This is a genomic window from Caballeronia sp. HLA56 (assembly GCF_054655155.1).
The window spans coordinates 1512721-1532363 of sequence record NZ_BAAHOB010000005.1 but is presented as its reverse complement, the minus strand read 5'-3'; the positions used below and the strand labels follow the sequence as shown (position 1 = coordinate 1532363).

Here is a 19643-nt window from a genome sequence, read left to right as displayed (position 1 = left end):
GGCGATGCTCGCGATGTCTGTCGCGGGCGGTGCGAACGCCCGTTTCAGCACAAACATACGATCATGCGCCGCACCGCGCGATACGTGCATGCGCGCGGACGATGTCCGGCGAACGGCGCCTCGTTCAGCGATTCATCCAGTAGCGCAAGTGAGTGTGCCGGAAGCGTTCGAGCACGATCTCTTGCCCGAAGTCTATCCGCGCCGCGCCGTCTTCATCGCTTCGCGACAGCGCGATCTCGCGCAACTGATAGCGCGCATAAACGGTCGGGTTCGGATGATGAAAACGGTTGAGATAGCCCATCTGAAATATCGCGGCGAGCGGCTTCACGGAGTCGAGAAACGGTTCGGTCGATGACGTGCGGCTGCCGTGATGCGGCGCGATCAGCACGTCCGCGTGCAACGCCGCGCGATCTCGCGCGATGAGCGTGCGTTCGTCGCCTGCCTCGATATCGGCGGTGAAAAGCGCGCTGCGGCCTTCCGCGTTCGTCACCTTCATCACGCAACCTTGATGATTCGGCTTGCCGGTAAGCGGCCCGGCATCCGGCCAGAGCATGCTGAAGTCCACGCCGTCCCACGTCCAGTGCTGACCTGCCGCGCAGCGCAGCCTCTCGGCGCCGCGCGCGCGTGCAAGCGACCAGAGCAGGTCGCTTGCGGGCAGCGACGCGAGCAGTTGCTCGACCGCGATGCCTTGCAGCACCGCGGGCGCGCCGCCTGCGTGGTCCGAATCGGAGTGACTGATGACGAGCGTATCGAGCGAGCGGATGCCCGCCGCGAGCAGATACGGCGCGACGATACGTTCGCCCGCGTGCGTCGATTCGGGGCCGGGACCGGCATCGAAAACGAGCGTATGACGACGGGTTTCGACGACGAGCGACGAGCCTTGCCCGATGTCGAGCGCGGTCACGCGAAACTCGCCATGCGGCGTCACGTGATTCGCGGATGCGAGAAGCGGCAGCCACGTGAGCGGCGCGGCAAAGCGCAACGGCCAGCCGCGCGGCGCGAGCGCCCACGCGACGCCCACGCATGCGGCGGCGAGCGCAAACGCGCCGGGTTGCGGCAAGTGCCAGAGCGGTGAATTCGTCGTGGCCGCGAGGCGGGCGAGCGCATCGATCATCATGCTCAACGATGCGTGCGCGAAATGGAGCGCGGGGGCGTCGAACGGCGCGGGAAGGATCAGTCCCGCGAGCGTCGCGGGCGTCACGAGCACGCTGACCCAAGGAATCGCGAACAAGTTGGCCAACGGGCCGATGAGCGGTATCTGCGAGAACCAGTAGATGGTCAGAGGCGCGAGCGCGAGTGTCACGGCGTATTGCACGCGCAGGCTCGACAAGGCGTGACGACGTCCATTCGATGCGGCACGGCGGCAAGCTCCGGTGAGCTTTTGGAAAGCACCGGGGCTTGGGCTGATCACGCGCCGTGCCTCTTCGAGCGGCGTGGTATGTGCCGGGGACGCGATCGGCACGCGAGCGCTGTCGTTACTCTCGTCACGCACGAGCGCGGCGGGCTGGCCGCGCGCCGCTTTCGAGCCCGTCCTTAAATTCGCTTGCTGCCGGCCAGCGTCGGGATCCGGCGGCTCCCGCGCCTCCATCTCCCGCGCGATCGTCTCTGCATCTTCCACCACCCTCACCGCTTGCCGCCCCACCGACGCGATGCCATGCAGAATCGCCGCGACCGCGCCGAACGAAAGCCAAAATCCGGGTGACGTCACGGCCCACGGATCGGCAAGTAGCACGAACGCGAGCGCCCAGCAGAACACCAGCGAAGAAGCCGGCCTTCGCCCGCCGATAAATCCGATGCCGAACACAACCAGCATCCACAGCACGCGTTGCGCGGGCACGTTGAAACCGGCGAGCGCCGCATAGCAGGAAGCGAAGATTGCCGCGCCCAAGGCCGCGATTTTCGGCGCGGATACCCACAGCGGCGCCGCCATGCCACGCAGCCGCATGCGCTTCCATGCGAAGCCGCACAACCACGCCGCGAGCCCCGCCACGAAGCCGATATGCAGCCCCGAAATCGCAACGAGATGGCTCGTGCCGGTCGCGCGCATGATGGCCCAGTCGCTATCGCTTACCGATGACTGCGCGCCCACCGCCAACGCCACGACGATCCCCCGATGTGGCGCATCGGCGAGCACGGTCTCGATGCGTCCGCGCAGATGCGCACGCATGCGCTCTATCGCGAGCAGCGGCCCGCGCGCATCGACACGCAAACGCCGTGGCGCCCGCACGTTCGACACCGCGCCCGTTGCGCGAATATTGCGTTCGAGCAAAGCGACTTCGCTGTCGCGCAGCCCGAAGTTCGCGTTGCCGTGCGCACGCTTCAAACGCGCGTAAAGCGTCCAGCGCTGACCCGGCACGAGCGTCGGCGGCGCGTTGGCGTGGCCTCGCTCGGCGGGCATCCACAGCAATCTGACGATGCGCGGAAAGTCTCGCAACCCCGCGCCATTCGATTTGACTTCGAACAGGAACCGCACGCCATCCGTCTGAGCCTCGGGCAGGCCGCGCACGAAGCCGGTCAACGCGATATCGCGTTGTTCGTAAGCAACCGGCAGATGCGCCTGCAGTCGCACGTCGGCGCGCAACGCGGCATAGGCGAAACCGAATGCGAACGCGGCCAGGACGAATGCCATACGCCGGCGGGCCCCACTCGCACCGATGCAGCAAAGGCACAACGAAGCGCAGAACCACGCCAACCACGACGGCAATTGCGCCTGCTGTTGTAACCACCAGACGCCCGCCGCGAAACCGAGCAATATCGCGCGCACCTATCCTCACCCACACGTTCGATCAAAGCGAACGCATCCGCATCGGAAAACCAAGTCATCCGAAGCAATGCGAAACCTGCGAACGATTATGCAGAGGCAAGCGCGAGCCGGGGCAATGCGCGATGCGCGTTAGCCGTTGTGCCGATGGCAAGCGCGTTTTCATCGATGCCGCGCAACTCGGCCAGCACCTTCGCGATCCCCGGAACCTGGTCCGGCGAATTGCGCCCCTTGTAACGCCAGGAAGGCGCGATATCGGGCGAATCGGTTTCGAGAACGATGGCTTCGAGCGGCAAGTCGCTGGCCAGACGGCGGATCTGTCGCGCGCGCTCGAACGTCAGATTGCCGCCGAAACCGAGATGCATGCCTTGCGCGATGAACGCCTCGGCCTGCTGAAAACTGCCGTTGAACGCATGCGCGATTCCGCATCGGATGGCATGCACGCGCAAGCCCTTCAGCACCTTGTCCTGCGACTTGCGTACATGGCAGATCACCGCGAGATCGAACTCGCGCGCGAGCTTGAGTTGCTCGTTGTAGAAGAACTGCTGGCGCGCGTCGTCGAGCGTGGGCACGAAGTAATCCAGCCCGATTTCGCCGATGCCGACGAACAACGGATCGTCGAGACTCGCCTCGATCTTCTCGCGCAGAACGCGCAGATCGTCCTCCCGCGCGCCCGGCGTGAAAAGCGGATGGATGCCGAGCGCGTACGCCCCGCCCGCGATGCCATGCGCCAGATCGCGCACGGTGTCGAAGTTCCCGCGATCCACACCCGGAATCACGATGCGCGACACGCCCGCGCCGAGCGCGGCATCCGCGACGGCGGCGCGGTCCGCGTCGAACTCCGAGGCATCGAGATGGCAGTGCGTATCGATCCACATGGCGTCCTCCGCGGCGCGCGTGATTACACCGGCACAGACGGCTCTTCGTGCAGCACGCCGTCGCGCAGGCGCATGATGCGGTCGCATCGCGCCGCCAGATCGGGGTCGTGCGTGACGATCACGAAGCTCGTCGAAAGCGTCTGCGACAGTTCCAGCATCAGATTGAAGACCGTGTCGGCGGTGCCGCCGTCGAGATTGCCGGTCGGTTCATCGGCGAGCACGCACGCCGGATGCGTGACGAGCGCCCGCGCAATGGCCACGCGCTGGCGCTCGCCGCCCGACAGTTCGCCCGGCCGATGCTTCGCGCGATGCCCGATGCCCACGCGCTCCAGCATGACCATCGCTTCGCGGCGCGCCTCGTCTTCCGGCATGCGGCGAATGCGCAGCGGCATCGCCACGTTATCGAGCGCGGTGAATTCCGGCAGCAGATGATGGAACTGATACACGAAGCCAAGCGCGCGATTGCGCAACTCGTTGCGCTCCTTTTCCTTCAACTGCGTGAACGGCTTGCCGAGCAGCGAGACCTTGCCCGCGCTCGGTTCGTCGAGGCCGCCGAGCACATGCAGCAAGGTGCTCTTGCCCGATCCCGACGCGCCCACGATGGCGAGCTTCTCGCCGCGCCGCACTTCCAGTTGCGCGTTGTCGAGCACCTGCACGTTGAAGCCGCCCTGCACGAAAGTCTTCGAGATGGAAGACGCGTGCAACACGATGTCGTTCTGGTTCATGTCACTCATAGCGCAGCGCCTCCGCCGGACGAACCTTGGAACCGCGCCAGCTCGGATACAGCGTAGCCAGCGACGACAACAGGAACGCGATGACGCCGATCTTCATGACATCGCCCGGGACGAGTTCGGACGGCAGTTCGCTGATGAAATAAACCGAAGGCGGCAGAAACTGCACGTTGAAGAGATGCTCGATCATCGGCACGAGCCACGGAATGCTCCATGCGACGAGACATCCGAACGTCACGCCGAGCGCCGTACCGATGAAGCCGATCGTCACGCCCTGCACCACGAAGATCTTCATGATCGATCTTGGCTGCGCGCCGAGCGTGCGCAGGATGGCGATATCGGCTTGCTTGTCGGTGACGGTCATCACGAGCGACGAGACCAGATTGAACGCCGCCACCGCGATGATCAGCGTGAGGATGATGAACATCATCCGCTTTTCGATCTGCACGGCGGAGAACCACGTCTTGTTCTGCTGCGTCCAGTCGCGAATATACAAGTCGCCCGAGAGCGTGTGCGCGAGTTGCCGCGCGACTTCGGGCGCGCGCTGCATGTCCTTCAGCCGCAGCCGCACGCCGGTTGGCGCAGGCAGGCGGAATAGCGCCTCGGCATCGCGAATGGAGATGAGCGCGAGCGTCGAATCGTATTCGTAGTGGCCCGACTCGAAGATGCCGACCACCGTGAATTGCTTGAGTCGAGGCATCATGCCGGCCGGCGTGATCGTGCCTTCGGGCGCGACAAGCGTGATCTTGTCGCCGGTCATCACGCCGAGATTGGTCGCGAGATCGCGTCCGAGCACGATGCCGAATTCGCCCGGCCTCAAGTCCGCGAGCGCGCCCGAGCGCATTTCCTTGCCGATGTCCGACACTTCCGGTTCCAGCGACGGCTCCACGCCACGCAAAGCGACGCCGCTCACCGCGCCTTGACGCGTGAGCAGCGCCTGGGCTTCGACATAGGGCGCCGCGCCGAGCACTTCCGGATTGCGGCGCGCTTCCTGCGCGGTCACTTGCCAGTTGGGCATGGAACCGGTCGGCGAGAAGATCTCCACGTGCGCGAGCACGGAGAGCATGCGGTCGCGCACCTCTTTCTGGAAGCCGTTCATGACCGAGAGCACGACGATCAGCGCGGCGACACCGAGCGCGATGCCCGCCATCGACACGAGCGCGATGAAGGAGATGAAGCCGTTGCCTGTGGTGCGTTTGCTGGCGCGCGTGTAGCGCCAGCCTATCTGCCATTCATACGGGAGTTTCAAGCGAATCCTTTCTTCTACGGTTGCTGCGTTGCCGTCGTTGCTTGCGGCTTCGGTTTTGCGCTTCTCTCTTGATTACGCACATGCGCGACTAGCGGATGAGCGCGACGCGAGCGCGAAATTGGCGAAAGTTTGCCATATTAGGACAATTCAAAGGCGCGGCGCAGGTCCGATCGATGTCCGGCGACGAAGAAATCGCTTCTTCCAGGGCGATGGCGAGCACCGATGCCGCGTGCGCCTTTGCCCTACAATGCCGACCATCATGCCCGTTTCCGACCTCCATCTTCTGCTCCCCTTCGCGCTGCCTGCCGCAGCAGACGCCGCCACCGCGCTGCACGGGCTGCAAAGCGCGGCGCTCGACAAACTCCTCGCGCGCGCGACGCTGGAAGAACGGGTGATCGGCGAAGACTTTCAGCGCACGCTGCCGCACGAGCGCTGGATTGCGCAACGTTTCGATGCCGCCGCGCCAAACTCCGACGAAGCGCCGCTCGCACCCTACATGCTCCTCGCCGATGGCGGCACACCCGGCGATGCGCTCTGGGCGTGTATCGAGCCGGTTCACGTGCGCATCGCGCACGACCATCTCGTGCTCATCGATCCGGCCACGCTCGGCGTGCGCACGGAAGAAGCCCGCACGCTCTTCGATACGGCGCGGCCCGTGATCGAAGACCTCGGCATCACGCTGCAAGCGCCCACGCCGTTGCGCTGGTATGTGTCGGGCGGCGCGCTGGGCGCGCTCGCGGGCGCGTCGCCGTTGCGCGCGACGGGACGCAACATCGAAATCTGGTTGCCGCACGAAGCCCGCACGGGCGAACGTTCGCGCGCGTGGATGAAGTTGCAGAACGAAATCCAGATGGCGTGGTTCGAACATCCGGTCAACGAAGAACGCGAGTCGCGCGGCCTGCCTGCGATCAACTCCATCTGGCTGCACGGACAAGGCACGCTGCGTCCGGTCAAGAGCCCGTTCGCCCGCATCATGTCCGACGCCGCCGCCACGCGCGGTCTCGCGCTCGCCTCGAACATCGCGCCCGAAGCGCCAGCCGACTCTTTCGCCGCGCTCGCCAACGGGCGAGAAGCGCAAGAAGGCACGACGCTCGTCGAACTCGATCCGTTCTCGACGCCGTTCATCGAACAGGACTGGGCGCGCTGGAACGACTCGTTGCAGGCGCTCGAAACCGCGTGGTTCGCGCCCGCGCTCGACGCGCTCGCGAACGGCACGCTCAAGAAACTCGGTATCACGCTCTGCGGCGATACAGGCTCGGTGACGCTCGGCGTCACGCGCTCGGACTTGCGCAAGTTCTGGCGACGCCGGCCGATCGCGGCGCTTTTCATCGAATAGGTCACTGACAGCATGACGCGTATCGTTACCCGCGCCGCCTCCCCCGCCGATGCCGAAGCCCTCGCGCGCCACGGCCTGCATCCCGTCATCGCGAGGCTGTATGCGTCGCGCGGCGTCACGTCGCCCGACGAAATCGAAACCGAGTTCAAGCGCCTGCACGCGCCCGTCGGCCTGAAGGGTTGCGATGCCGCCGCCGTCGTTCTCGCCGATGCGCTCGCAGCGAACAAGCGCATGCTCGTCGTCGCCGATTACGACTGCGACGGCGCGACCGCCTGCGCCGTCGCCGTGCGCGGGCTGCGCATGTTCGGCGCGGACATCGACTATCTGGTTCCGAACCGCTTCAAATATGGCTACGGGCTCACGCCGGAGATCGTCGAACTGGCGGCGCGTTCGCCACGCGGCGTACCCGATCTTCTGATCACGGTCGATAACGGCATTGCCAGCGTGGATGGCGTCGCGGCCGCCAATGCGCTCGGCATGGAAGTCGTCGTCACCGACCATCACTTGCCCGGCGACGAGTTGCCCGCCGCGCGCGCGATCGTCAATCCGAATCAGCCGGGCTGCGCGTTTCCGAGCAAATGCATCGCGGGCGTGGGCGTGATGTTCTACGTGCTGCTCGCGCTGCGCGCCGAACTGCGGCGTCGCGACACCTATGGCGATGGCCGCGCCGAACCGCGTCTCGACGGCCTGCTCGATCTGGTCGCGCTCGGCACCGTCGCGGATGTCGTGAAGCTCGACGCCAACAATCGCATTCTCGTCGCGCAGGGTTTGAAGCGGATTCGCTCGGGCCGCATGCAGCCGGGCATCGCCGCGCTTTTCCGGGCCGCGAGCCGCGATGCGCGCACCGCTTCCGGCTTCGATCTGGGCTTCGCGCTCGGACCGCGTCTGAACGCGGCGGGACGGCTGTCGGACATGTCGCTCGGCATCGAATGCCTGACGACCGACGATATCGGCCGCGCGTGGGAACTCGCGCAACAACTCGACGGCATGAACCGCGAGCGCCGCGAGATCGAAGCGGGCATGCAGCAGCAGGCGCTCGCCGAATTGCAGACGCTCGACCCCGGCGAGCGCGCCACGCTCACGCTTTACGACGCGAGCTGGCATCAGGGCGTGATCGGCATCGTCGCGGGGCGGCTGAAGGAGCGGTTTCATCGGCCGTCTTTCACCTTCGCGCACGCCGACGACAGCGGCGTGCTCTGCAAAGGCTCCGGCCGCTCGATTCCGGGCTTTCATCTGCGCGACGCCGTCGATCTCATTTCGAAGCGCGAACCCGGTCTCATTCACAAATTCGGCGGTCACGCGATGGCGGCGGGCCTCACGCTCGCCACCGCCGACATTCCGCGCTTCACGGCCGCGTTCGAGGCCATCGGACGCGAATGGCTGACGGCCGACGCGCTTTCACGCACCATCGAAACCGATGGCGAACTGGAGGACGCGTATTTCACGCCGCAATTCGTCGAACTGATCGACGCAGCCGTGTGGGGACAAGGCTTTCCGGCGCCCACGTTCTCCGGCGAGTTCGAGGTCGCGTCGCAGGCGCTCGTCAAGGACAAGCATCTGAAGCTGCAACTTCTGCGCGGGCGTCAGCGCTTCAACGCGATCTGGTTCAACCATGTCGACCCGCTTCCGGCGCGCGCGACGGTCGCTTACCGTCTCGTCAGCGATTCATGGAACGGCGTGGCGCGCGTGCAGCTGATCGTCGAACACGCGGGCTGAAAACCCGCCGGAACGGCCCGCTCGAAGCGGGAAAACCCGGTCGATCGGCTATAATTGCACCTTTTTACGAAGCCGAAGATCGACAATGGAAGCGGAACGTCTCAACGCGATCGAAAGCCTTCTGGCCGACCTGCGCCGTCGCGCGGGCGAGCTACGGGGGTATCTTTGACTACGACGCCAAGTCAGCGCGTCTAGCCGAAGTCAACAAAGAACTCGAAGACCCGAACGTCTGGAACGACTCGAAGAACGCGCAAGCGCTCGGTCGTGAGAAGAAGCTGCTGGACGGCGTGGTGTCGAAACTCACCGCGCTCGACAACGACCTGCGCGACGCCAGCGATCTCTTCGAGATGGCGCACGAGGAAGGCGACGAAGAAACGCTCGTCGCCTGCGAAACCGACGCGGAAGCACTGCGAGTGCGCGTCGAAGACACGGAATTTCGCCGGATGTTCTCGAACCCGGCCGACCCGAACAATTGCTTCATCGACATCCAAGCGGGCGCGGGCGGCACCGAGGCGTGCGACTGGGCGTCCATGCTGCTGCGCCAGTATCTTCGCTATTGCGAACGCAAGGGCTTCAAGACCGAAGTGCTCGAGGAATCCGAAGGCGACGTCGCCGGGATCAAGAGCGCGACCATCAAGGTGGAAGGCGAATATGCCTACGGCTATCTGCGTACCGAGACGGGCATTCACCGCCTCGTGCGCAAATCGCCGTTCGACTCGTCGGGCGGGCGGCATACGTCGTTCTCGTCCGTGTTCGTGTATCCGGAAATCGACGATTCGATCGAGATCGAAATCAATCCCGCCGATATCCGCACGGACACGTATCGCGCTTCGGGCGCGGGTGGCCAGCACATCAACAAGACCGACTCCGCGGTGCGTCTCACGCACGCGCCGACTGGCATCGTCGTGCAGTGCCAGAACGACCGCTCGCAGCACCGCAACCGCGCGGAAGCCATGCAGATGCTGAAGGCGCGTCTCTACGAATTCGAGATGCGCAAGCGCCAGGCCGAACAGGACAAGCTCGAATCGAGCAAGACCGATGTGGGCTGGGGCCATCAGATCCGCTCCTACGTGCTCGACCAGAGCCGCGTGAAGGACCTGCGCACCAGCGTGGAAATGAGCAACACGCGCGCCGTGCTCGACGGCGACCTCGACGACTTCATCAGCGCGAGCCTGAAACAGGGCGTTTGAGTTTCGCGGCGCGGATCCCGGCTTTCGGTATCCGCGCTTTCGTCTGGCCCTCGCCGCGCCGCATCCCACCGTATCGAAAGCTACACATCATGACCGAACCGACTCAAGCGGGCGCCGCGCCCGAACTGGAAGAAAACCAGATCATCGGCGAGCGTCGCGACAAATTGCGCGCGCTGCGCGAGCAAGGCGTCGCTTATCCGAACGACTTCCGTCCGACGCATCAGGCCGCCGCGCTGCAAGGCGAATTCGCCAATACCGACAAGGAAGCACTCGAAGCCAATCCCCTGCCCGTGGCGCTTGCCGGCCGCATGATGCTCAAGCGCGTGATGGGCAAGGCCAGCTTCGCGACGGTCCAGGACGGCAGCAACCAGATCCAGTTCTTTATCACGCCCGCCGACGTCGGCGCCGAGACTTACGACGCCTTCAAGAAGTGGGACCTGGGCGATATCGTCGCCGCGCGCGGCGTCCTGTTTCGCACGAACAAGGGCGAACTGTCGGTGCGCTGCACGGAACTGCGCCTGCTTTCGAAGGCGCTGCGTCCGCTGCCCGACAAGTTTCACGGCCTTGCCGATCAGGAAATGCGTTATCGCCAGCGTTATGTCGATCTGATCGTCACGCCGGAGTCTCGCAAAACCTTCATGGCGCGGACCAAGGCGGTCACGTCCATTCGCAATTTCATGGCGCAGGCGAGCTTCATGGAAGTCGAAACGCCAATGCTGCACCCCATTCCGGGCGGCGCGGCGGCCAAGCCTTTCGTTACGCACCACAACGCGCTCGACATGCAGATGTTTCTGCGCATCGCGCCGGAGCTGTATTTGAAGCGGCTGATCGTCGGCGGCTTCGAGCGTGTGTTCGAGATCAATCGTAATTTCCGGAACGAAGGCGTGTCGCCGCGACACAACCCGGAATTCACGATGATGGAGTTCTACGCCGCATACACGGATTATCACTGGCTCATGGACTTCGTCGAGCAACTGATCCGCCAGGCGGCAATCGACTCGCTCGGCACCGCGAGCATCACGTATCAGGGCCGCGAACTCGATTTTTCGAAGCCGTTTCATCGGCTGACGATCAATCAGGCTATTCAAAAATACGCGCCGCAATACACCGACGCGCAACTCGGCGACGCCGCGTTCCTGCGCACGGAATTGAAAAAGTTCGGCGTTGATACGACGCAACCGGCGTTTTTGAATGCGGGCATTGGCGCATTGCAATTGGCGCTTTTCGAAGAGACGGCCGAATCGCAACTGTGGGAGCCGACATATATCGTCGATTATCCAATCGAAGTGTCGCCGCTCGCGCGTGAGTCGGACAGCGTGGCGGGCATTACGGAGCGCTTCGAGTTGTTCATCACGGGCCGCGAGATCGCCAACGGCTTCTCCGAATTGAACGATCCGGAAGATCAGGCCGCGCGCTTTCAAAAGCAAGTCGATCAGAAAGACGCGGGCGACGAAGAAGCCATGTTTTTCGATGCCGACTATATTCGCGCGCTCGAATACGGCATGCCGCCGACAGGCGGCTGCGGAATCGGCATCGACCGGCTGGTGATGTTGCTGACCGACAGCCCGAGCATCCGCGACGTAATTTTGTTCCCGCATCTGCGTCGCGAGGACTGAGCTGAGTGGCGCTGACAGTGATGTCAGCGCTGTCTTGCAGCATCGCTTCTGATCAATGCCCCATCAACACGGCGGCAATCTGCGCGAACAGAATTTTCAGAATGGTCATCGACGGGAAAATCATGGCATAGCCGATATCCGGTTTATCGGTTGGCGTCACGCGATTGGCAAACGCGAGAATGGCGGGATTTCCCGTAGCGCCGCTGAGAACGCCAATGGTGGTATCGAACGGCAGCTTGAAAATCACCAAGCAGAAAAACGCCGTCACGAGCACTAACGCAATTAGAATCGCCGCGCCGTAAAGCAGGAGCGAAACACCCGTCGCCCCTACTTCGGCAAAGAATTTCGGTCCGGAAGCAATCCCGACTTGTGCCAGAAAAATGGTCAACCCGAAGTTCCGCAGAACCAGATTCGCCGACAATGGCACGCTCCAGATAAATGGCCCCGAGCGACGAATCTTCCCGAGATAAAGCGCGGTCAACAGCAGCGCCGCAAGCCCGAGCGTCAGTTTTCCCACGCCGGGCACGGGAATCGGAATCATGCCGATGAGCAAGCCAATCGCGGCGCCAACGCCAATCGAGATGAAGCTGAGTTCGGCCGTCCCTTTGATCGAGTCGCCGAACAGTTTGCGAACCGCTTTGGCATGCGTCCGATTCACCAGCAACCCGACCCTGTCTCCGGATTCCAGAATCAGATCGACGTGAGGCAACATGTCGGCGTCGCCTCTGCGCACATGAGCAATCGAGCAGACGACGCCATCGGGAAATCGAATGTCCCCAATGCGCTGCCCGGTCATGACCCGGCTCGATACGAACACGCGCAGGTAATCCAGATCTTCCCGATGCCGCGTGATTCTGCCCGGTTGAACCTCGCCGATGAGTGTGGCCGCCTCCTCCAGCGCGGCCGGCTCCAATGCCGTTGCCAGCAGGACATCGCCGGTTTGCAGAACGAAATCCGCGGTCGGCAGCCGGTTGCGATGCGCGCGGCGAACGGCGGCAATGGTCACGCCATCCGGCAACTCCGCATGAAGTTCGACTGCGCTGAGACCGACGAGCGCGGGATTTTGCAGGGCGATCTCCGCCGTCTCGATGTTGCTTTCGGGCGGCGCCTCGATCTTCACTTTGAGCAACGCGCCGAGGGCGTAGATCATCAGTATCGGACCGGCGACGCCGAATGGATAAGTCACGCTGTAGCCCACGGCGGCGCCATCGCTATGCAAGGTTGAGATCACGGCTTGCAACGTTGCCGTACTGGTTCCCGAGCCCGCGAACAAGCCGAGCGTTTCGTCGAGCCTCAGACCGAACGCCGGCACCAGCGAAAGCGACACGAAACCCGCCGCGACGACGCCAAGCGCCGCTGCCGCGTTGGCCCGCAATCCGTCCGCGCTCGTCAGTCCCTTGAAGAAATGCGCGCCGTACTGAATGCCGATGCCGTACAGAAACAGCAACAAGCCGAGCGTGCCGAGCAGCGCGGGCGGCAAGGCTTTCGGCGCGAATCCGCCGATTGCCAAGCCGACGAAAAGCACGGCCCCCGATCCGAGCGAGACGCCTTTGAGGCTGATCTCGCCAATCACATAGCCGAGCGCGATCGTGAGGAACAACGTGAAGAGCGGCTGAGCTTCGAGCAGCGTCCTGATTGCGTTCATAACGTCCTCTTGTCGATGTTAGCCGCGCCATGCATCGTCTTTCCGCTGGCAATGCGCCCGCCGACGTTCAGCCTCCCAGCAGCCTTAACGCGTGACGGGCAATCATCAATTCTTCGTTCGTCGGGATGACACAGACATCGACTGCGCTCGTCGAATCGTCGATGCGCCGTTCGTCGCGTGCATTGGCCTCGTCGTCGAGCGATACGCCGAGCCATGCCGCCGCGCGCCCCACGCGCTCGCGCACGGGCGCCGCACGTTCGCCGATGCCGCCGGTGAACACGAGCGCATCGAGCCCGCCGAGCGCGGCAGCAAGCGAACCGAGTTCGCGCGAGATTCGATAGCAAAACAGATCGACCGCTTCGGCGGCAGCGGGTGCATCGCTCGCGAGCAGCGTGCGCATATCGCTGGAAATACCCGACACGCCGAGCAGACCGGAGCGCTTGTAGAGCAGCGTCTCGATGGCATGGGCGTCCATGCGCGCTTCCTGCATCATCCATAGCAGCACGCCGGGATCGATGCTCCCGCAGCGCGTGCCCATGACGAGCCCTTCGACGGCCGTGAAGCCCATCGTATTGGCGATGCTCTTGCCTCGATCGAGCGCCGTCATGCTCGCGCCGTTGCCAAGATGAAGCACCACGCTCTTGCCATTGGCGGCCTTCGCGCTGTATTGCGGCAGAACGCTCGCGATGTACTCGTACGACAGCCCGTGAAACCCGTAGCGCCGCACGCCGCGTTGCGTGATCTCGGGCGGCAGCGCGAAGCGCGTTGCCGCTGCGGGCTGCGTATGGTGGAAGGCCGTATCGAAACATGCGATTTGTGGCACCTGCGGATTGCGCGCTCGTATCGCGCGGATCGCTGCGAGGTTATGCGGCTGATGGAGCGGTGCGAGCGGAACGAGCGCTTCCAGTTGCGCGAGCACGTCCGTATCGACGCGCACCGGCGCTGCAAATCGTTCACCGCCATGCACCACACGATGACCCACGGCAAGCAGTTTCGCGCCGGAAGAGCGTTCACGCAGCCAGTTCAGCAAGAACGTGATCGCATTGTCGTGCCCGAGTTGTTCGCCTTCGGGCCAATGCTTTTCGTCGATGAGTTCGCCGTTCGGCCGCCTGGCCTCGAAGTACGGCTTGCCGTAGATCTCTTCGAGCTTGCCGCCGGCGACAGGATCGAGGCTGCCTTCCGTCTCGACGTATGCATGAAACTTGATGCTGGACGACCCCGCGTTGATGACCAGAACGACGTCCATACATCCCTCTAGACGATCGCGGCCGAAGGATTCTCGCGCCGCGCGAGCGCCACGAGCGAGGCCACTGCGCATGATGCGAGCCGCGTCATGATCGAATCCGCACGGCTCGTCAGGATGATCGGCACCTTCGCGCCCAGCACGATGCCCGCTGCATCCGCGCCGGCGAGAAACGACAAGCTCTTTGCCAGCAGGTTTCCGGATTCGAGGTCCGGCACGACGAGCACGTTCGCGCGCCCCGCCACCGGTGATTCGATCCCCTTGATCCTTGCGGCTTCCTCGCTGATTGCGTTGTCGAGCGCGAGCGGGCCGTCGAGAATGCCGCCCGTGATCTGTTGTCGATCGGCCATCTTGCAGAGCGCGGCGGCATCGGTGATGATCAGGGCGTTTTCGCGGCCGGGAACATCCATCACGAAACAGTGGCTCACGCGCCGCCCGGTGCGCAAGCCGTTACGCGTGACCACCGCGCCCATCAGTTCGTCGGTGTGCAGCGAGCCTTTCATCAGCGCTTCCGCGCGCCCTTCATGCACGAGCTGCACCGCGACTTCCGCCGCCGCGTGGCTGTGCGGAACGTCGATGATGGGTAGATCGCCGAGATCGAGATTGCACTCGCTGGCGACCGCTTCGAGTTTGCTGCGCGAGGCCACGAGAATCGGCGCGACGAGCCCGAGCCGCGCCGCTTCGATGATGGAAGACAGAGAGTCGTGATCGCATGGATGAGCGACCGCGGTCGGCAGCGGCGGCAAAGTGCTGGCGAAAGCGAGCAGCCGCTCGTATTTTTCGCGTTTGAATTCCATTTCATGCCCTCGATTGGCGTGAACTGCTGGCGCTTGGCGATACACGATGAGTCGAGCACCGGCATCGATGCGCGTCGTGTGACTGCTTCGCGCCGCTGCCACGTTCGATCGTGCTGCCGCTTCTCGCCGTGCCGGATCGTGGCCACGGAGCGTCTCTCTGTGCGGGTCTCGTAATCGACGGGAGGCATCGATCCTCGCGTCTACCTTCGCGCGGCTGGGTCAGCATACGCTGCGCGAATTCGCCGGAACACACTCGGTTAGAGAACGGCCGACGCGCATCTCTGAAACGATCAGCATGGCGAATAAACGCGAAACGGCATCGACGATTGGTTATGTCGATGGGGCTTCTTGCGTCGTCGTGTTGCAAGCGATTTAGCGTTTTGCCGGGCGGTTACGGCAATGGCATTCCACGCGTTACGCGAAGACTTTCTCTTTCTGTGAGGCGCAACGCGGGAACAAGAGACCGTTCAAGAAGTGGCGGCGCGTGCGCGCGAGAAACGCTCCGCTGACGATCAGCTTATTTCCAGCCGTTTTTGCCCGAGGCATCATCTTTTTGTAACTCCTGGTAAAGGTCGAGCGGGTCTTCGTCGCGTCAAATCGCCTTCGGACAAGGCGGATCACGTTTGGCATTATTTGTGCTTTCCACTTTGTGCCTAGCGGTCGAGCATTTGTTACAACCGCTTAAGCACGAAATCCGGGTTTCCCCGAAAATCGTATTGCACAGACGGCATCGGCAGTATGCCGCTTATAGTCAGCGCATCTGCGCTTCCAAAGCCTCGGTACGGAGGTCCAAAAATGGATAACGGGAACAGTAAATTTACGCCGGCCACTTCGCCCTCGACAGGCAATGGTCAACCGCCACAACGGCGTCTGCATCCGCTCATCGCCACGGCGGCGGGCGCGGTGATCGTCGCGAGTCTCGTGGCCACGGCTGCGATGACGGGAATCTTCCCGCGCGCATCGAGCAATTCGGCGGATACGGCGCAGACGCAGGCGGCAGCCGTCGCGCAGCAGCAACCCAGCGCTGCGCAACAAGCCGCACAGCAGCAAGCGGCGCAACAAGCACAACAGCAGGCAGCGCAGCAACAAGCCGCTCAACAGCAAGCCGCGGAACAAGCCGCGCAGCAACGGGCGGCCCAGCAGCAAGCTCAGCAACAGCCGCCTGTTCAGCAACCGTCGTATGCACAACAGCCTCCCGCGCATCCGGCTTATTGCTCGACCTGCGGGACGGTTGAAGCCATCTCCGCCGTTCGTCAGGAAGGACACGGTACCGGCATCGGTGCGGTGGGCGGCGCGGTGGCGGGTGGCGTCGTCGGCAACCAGTTCGGCCGTGGTGGCGGACGTACCGCAATGACGCTCCTGGGCGCGCTTGGCGGCGGTCTGGCAGGCAATTCGGTCGAGAAACACGTTCGCAGCGAGACGGACTATTCGGTGCGCGTGCGGATGGAAAACGGCAAGACGCGCTACTTCACGTATAAGCAGCAACCGCCGTTCGGCGAAGGTCAACGCGTACGTGTGCAGAACGGCACGTTAGTGGCGGGTTGAGCCGTCCGCGAACACCTGCACTAGTCGCGTCGACTCGCGACAATATCCGCGCGCGCTGTTTGTCCTTGGACACTGTCGGTAAGCAAAAAGGCGGCGATCTTTCAAATCGCCGCCTTTTCTTTTTCTCACGATGACAGTGATGCCCCTTAACCATCCCGCTGCGAGCTACGCGCCGGGTTCGGCCGCCCGCGTATCGCCATATAGCCCCACCAGACGTAGCCCGAAAAGCCGTACAGAACGAAGAGGCAAAACAGCATGACCGGCGGATCGGACGACACCAACACGAACGCCACCACGACGAGCAACACGCCCGCGAATGGCACGCGATACCGCACATCCAGCGCCTTGCCGCTGTAGAACGGCGCGTTCGATACCATCGTCACGCCCGCATAGACAGTAAGTGCAAAGGCCACCCACGGCAGCCACACGAGCTTGAGCGGCACGCGGTTATCGGTCGCGAGCCACACGAAGCCCGCGATCAACGCAGCCGCGGCCGGACTCGGCAAGCCCTGGAAATAGCGCTTGTCGACCACGCCCACGTTCGTATTGAAGCGCGCAAGCCGCAACGCCGCGCCGGAGCAATACACGAAGGCCGCGAGCCAGCCCCAACGGCCGAGATCCTTCAAAACCCATTCATACATGACGAGCGCCGGCGCGACCCCGAACGACACCATGTCCGAAAGACTGTCGAATTGCTCGCCGAACGCGCTCTGCGTGTGCGTCATGCGCGCGACGCGTCCGTCCATGCCATCGAGCACCATCGCGACGAAAATGGCGATGGCCGCGATCTCGAAGCGAACGTTCATCGCCTGGACGACAGCGAAGAAGCCGCAAAAAAGCGCCGCCGTGGTGAACGCGTTAGGCAGGAGATAAATGCCGCGTTTGCGCAGGAACTGCTGCCGTTTGGCGCGCCGCGTTTCCACGGCACCGACGTCCTGCGCGGCCTTGTTGCGCCGGAAGGCGCGCGGAGTCGCGCCGTTCATACGGTTACGGCGCGGTTTGAATGCCGCCATCGAAACCCCCGGCGTTATTCCGCGAACTCGGCGAGGATCGTCGATGATGCGGACACTTTCTCGCCAATCGAGACACGCGGACGGCTACCAATCGGCAGATACACGTCGACGCGCGAACCGAAACGAATGAAGCCATAGCGCTGACCGCGCGTGAGCGGCTCGCCCACATGCACATAACAGAGAATACGTCGTGCGATGAGACCCGCGATCTGCACCGACGTCACGGTATGACCGCTCGCCGTCTGCAGGACGATGGCATTGCGCTCGTTCTCCGTCGATGCCTTCTCGACTGCCGCATTCAGATACGCGCCCGGGAAGTACTGAACCTTGCTGATGGCGCCATCGACCGGCGAACGCTGCGAATGCACGTTGAAAACGTTCATGAACACGCTGATCTTGAGCGCCTCACGGCCCGCATACGGATCGTGCGCAGTTTCGACCGCGACAATGCGCCCGTCGGCCGGACACAGCACGGCGTTGGCCTGCGCGGGAATGGGACGCGGCGGGTCGCGAAAAAACTGGACGACGAAGATCACGATCAGCCAGAAAATCCAGGCGAAGCCGAAGCCGCCGAGCGCCTGCACGAGAATCGCAACGACGGCCGCGATGGCGATGAACGGCCAGCCTTCGCGGGCAATGATCGGATGAGGATAGTTCATGAACGAGTTCGATGTTTTATTAAAACCGTAGGATAGCAAAAGCCGCCCGGAGCACAGGGCATCCGGACGGCTTTAGTTTCAGCAAGAAACGTGCTGCAAACATCGATCTCCACGCATGCGGAGAAAATGGCGCAAGCAGCAGGCCCCTCGGAAACGCGGTCTATCTCCACGCAAACGGAGAAGGGGCAAGTTACGAACCCCTCGAAGCAAGACTTAGTTCTTCGACTGATCGACCAGCTTGTTCTTCGCGATCCACGGCATCATGGCGCGCAGCTTCTCGCCGACCTGCTCGATCTGATGCTCGGCCGTCAGACGGCGACGCGATTGCAGCGTCGGCGCGCCAGCGCGGTTTTCGATGATGAAGCTCTTCGCGTATTCGCCGGTCTGGATGTCTTTCAGCACGGCCTTCATCGCCTTCTTCGTCTCTTCCGTGACGATGCGCGGACCCGTTACGTACTCGCCATACTCGGCGTTGTTCGAGATCGAGTAGTTCATGTTGGCGATACCGCCTTCATAGATCAGGTCGACGATCAGCTTCAGCTCGTGCAGGCACTCGAAGTACGCCATTTCCGGCGCGTAGCCCGCTTCCACCAGCGTTTCGAAACCAGCCTTGATCAGGTCCACCGTGCCGCCGCACAGCACGGCTTGCTCGCCGAACAGGTCGGTTTCAGTTTCTTCGCGGAAGTTCGTTTCGATGATGCCGGCACGTCCGCCGCCGTTGGCCGCCGCATACGACAGCGCCACGTCGCGGGCCGAACCCGACTTGTCTTGTGCCACCGCGATCAGGTGGGGCACACCGCCGCCTTGCTGATACGTATTGCGCACGGTGTGGCCCGGCGCCTTCGGCGCGATCATGATGACGTCCAGATCCGCGCGCGGGATCACCTGGCCGTAATGCACGTTGAAGCCGTGCGCGAACGCCAGCGCCGCGCCTTCCTTGGCATTGGCGTGGACTTCGTTCTTGTAGACTTCGGCGATCTGCTCGTCGGGCAGCAGCATCATGACGACATCCGCGCCCTTCACGGCTTCGGCCACTTCCTTGACCTTGAGGCCCGCGTTCTCGGCCTTGCTCCACGAAGCACCGCCTTTACGCAGGCCGACCGTCACGTTCACGCCGCTTTCCTTCAGGTTCAGCGCGTGCGCATGGCCTTGCGAGCCATAACCGATGATGGTGACTTGCTTGCCCTTGATGAGGGAGAGGTCGGCGTCTTTGTCGTAGAAAACTTTCATGGTGGTTCCTTGAGGTCTGTCTCCGCGCAGGCAG

The 19643-nt window shown here is 63.3% G+C and carries 15 protein-coding genes; 5 read left to right on the top strand and 10 right to left on the bottom strand.

The window, feature by feature from the left end:
• Nucleotides 1-124: 124 nt before the first annotated feature.
• From ACYQ47_RS26735 to ACYQ47_RS26720, 4 genes are all read right to left on the bottom strand, one after another.
• Nucleotides 125-2764 (bottom strand): DNA internalization-related competence protein ComEC/Rec2, encoded by a 2640-nt coding sequence (locus ACYQ47_RS26735; protein WP_459907757.1) that lies wholly within the window; start codon nucleotides 2762-2764, stop codon nucleotides 125-127.
• 86 nt (nucleotides 2765-2850) lie between these two features.
• Nucleotides 2851-3639, bottom strand: a complete 789-nt coding sequence (locus tag ACYQ47_RS26730; protein WP_250465187.1) for a TatD family hydrolase — start codon at nucleotides 3637-3639, stop codon at nucleotides 2851-2853.
• Nucleotides 3640-3662: 23 nt separating this feature from the next.
• Nucleotides 3663-4373, bottom strand: a complete 711-nt coding sequence (gene lolD, locus ACYQ47_RS26725; protein WP_459907754.1) for a lipoprotein-releasing ABC transporter ATP-binding protein LolD — start codon at nucleotides 4371-4373, stop codon at nucleotides 3663-3665.
• A complete protein-coding gene (locus tag ACYQ47_RS26720) occupies nucleotides 4366-5619 on the bottom strand; it encodes a lipoprotein-releasing ABC transporter permease subunit (RefSeq protein ID WP_459907752.1) in 1254 nt (417 codons plus the stop codon). The genes lolD and ACYQ47_RS26720 overlap by 8 nt, the downstream gene beginning before the upstream one ends.
• A 247-nt stretch (nucleotides 5620-5866) precedes the next feature.
• Here ACYQ47_RS26720 and ACYQ47_RS26715 point away from each other — a divergent pair, with 247 nt between their 5' ends.
• From ACYQ47_RS26715 to lysS, 4 genes are all read left to right on the top strand, one after another.
• Complete coding sequence (locus ACYQ47_RS26715) at nucleotides 5867-6955, top strand: regulator (RefSeq protein ID WP_459907750.1); 1089 nt, start codon at nucleotides 5867-5869, stop codon at nucleotides 6953-6955.
• Nucleotides 6956-6967: 12 nt separating this feature from the next.
• Complete coding sequence (recJ, locus tag ACYQ47_RS26710; RefSeq protein WP_459907748.1) at nucleotides 6968-8671, top strand: single-stranded-DNA-specific exonuclease RecJ; 1704 nt, start codon at nucleotides 6968-6970, stop codon at nucleotides 8669-8671.
• Between the two features lie 85 nt (nucleotides 8672-8756).
• Nucleotides 8757-9861 (top strand): peptide chain release factor 2 gene (gene prfB, locus ACYQ47_RS26705; protein ID WP_244825612.1). Its coding sequence is split into 2 segments (ribosomal slippage): nucleotides 8757-8837 and nucleotides 8839-9861, totalling 1104 coding nucleotides; the frame shifts between segments, so codons are not numbered across the junction.
• Nucleotides 9862-9950: 89 nt separating this feature from the next.
• The gene (lysS, locus tag ACYQ47_RS26700; RefSeq protein ID WP_459907745.1) at nucleotides 9951-11477 is read left to right on the top strand and encodes a lysine--tRNA ligase; all 1527 of its coding nucleotides are present in this window, start codon (nucleotides 9951-9953) and stop codon (nucleotides 11475-11477) included.
• A gap of 52 nt (nucleotides 11478-11529) precedes the next feature.
• On the opposite strand, the gene ACYQ47_RS26695 is transcribed toward lysS, so the two are convergent.
• The 3 genes from ACYQ47_RS26695 to ACYQ47_RS26685 all read right to left on the bottom strand — a co-directional run bounded on the left by ACYQ47_RS26695 (nucleotide 11530) and on the right by ACYQ47_RS26685 (nucleotide 15162).
• Nucleotides 11530-13122 (bottom strand): aspartate:alanine exchanger family transporter, encoded by a 1593-nt coding sequence (locus ACYQ47_RS26695; protein ID WP_459907743.1) that lies wholly within the window; start codon nucleotides 13120-13122, stop codon nucleotides 11530-11532.
• A gap of 67 nt (nucleotides 13123-13189) precedes the next feature.
• A complete protein-coding gene (locus ACYQ47_RS26690; protein WP_459907741.1) occupies nucleotides 13190-14368 on the bottom strand; it encodes an acetate/propionate family kinase in 1179 nt (392 codons plus the stop codon).
• Nucleotides 14369-14376: 8 nt separating this feature from the next.
• The gene (locus tag ACYQ47_RS26685) at nucleotides 14377-15162 is read right to left on the bottom strand and encodes a phosphate acyltransferase (protein ID WP_459907739.1); all 786 of its coding nucleotides are present in this window, start codon (nucleotides 15160-15162) and stop codon (nucleotides 14377-14379) included.
• A gap of 795 nt (nucleotides 15163-15957) precedes the next feature.
• On the opposite strand from ACYQ47_RS26685, the gene ACYQ47_RS26680 reads away from it, so the two are divergent.
• Entirely contained in the window at nucleotides 15958-16707 is a 750-nt protein-coding gene (locus ACYQ47_RS26680) for a glycine zipper 2TM domain-containing protein (protein WP_244825622.1), read from the top strand.
• 146 nt (nucleotides 16708-16853) lie between these two features.
• Here ACYQ47_RS26680 and pssA read toward each other — a convergent pair whose 3' ends face one another.
• The 3 genes from pssA to ilvC form a co-directional block, all read right to left on the bottom strand.
• Nucleotides 16854-17720, bottom strand: a complete 867-nt coding sequence (pssA, locus tag ACYQ47_RS26675; RefSeq protein ID WP_244825623.1) for a CDP-diacylglycerol--serine O-phosphatidyltransferase — start codon at nucleotides 17718-17720, stop codon at nucleotides 16854-16856.
• Between the two features lie 14 nt (nucleotides 17721-17734).
• The gene (locus ACYQ47_RS26670) at nucleotides 17735-18379 is read right to left on the bottom strand and encodes a phosphatidylserine decarboxylase (RefSeq protein WP_244825625.1); all 645 of its coding nucleotides are present in this window, start codon (nucleotides 18377-18379) and stop codon (nucleotides 17735-17737) included.
• A 213-nt stretch (nucleotides 18380-18592) separates the two neighbouring features.
• Nucleotides 18593-19609, bottom strand: a complete 1017-nt coding sequence (gene ilvC / locus ACYQ47_RS26665; protein ID WP_244825627.1) for a ketol-acid reductoisomerase — start codon at nucleotides 19607-19609, stop codon at nucleotides 18593-18595.
• Between the last annotated feature and the right edge of the window lie 34 nt (nucleotides 19610-19643).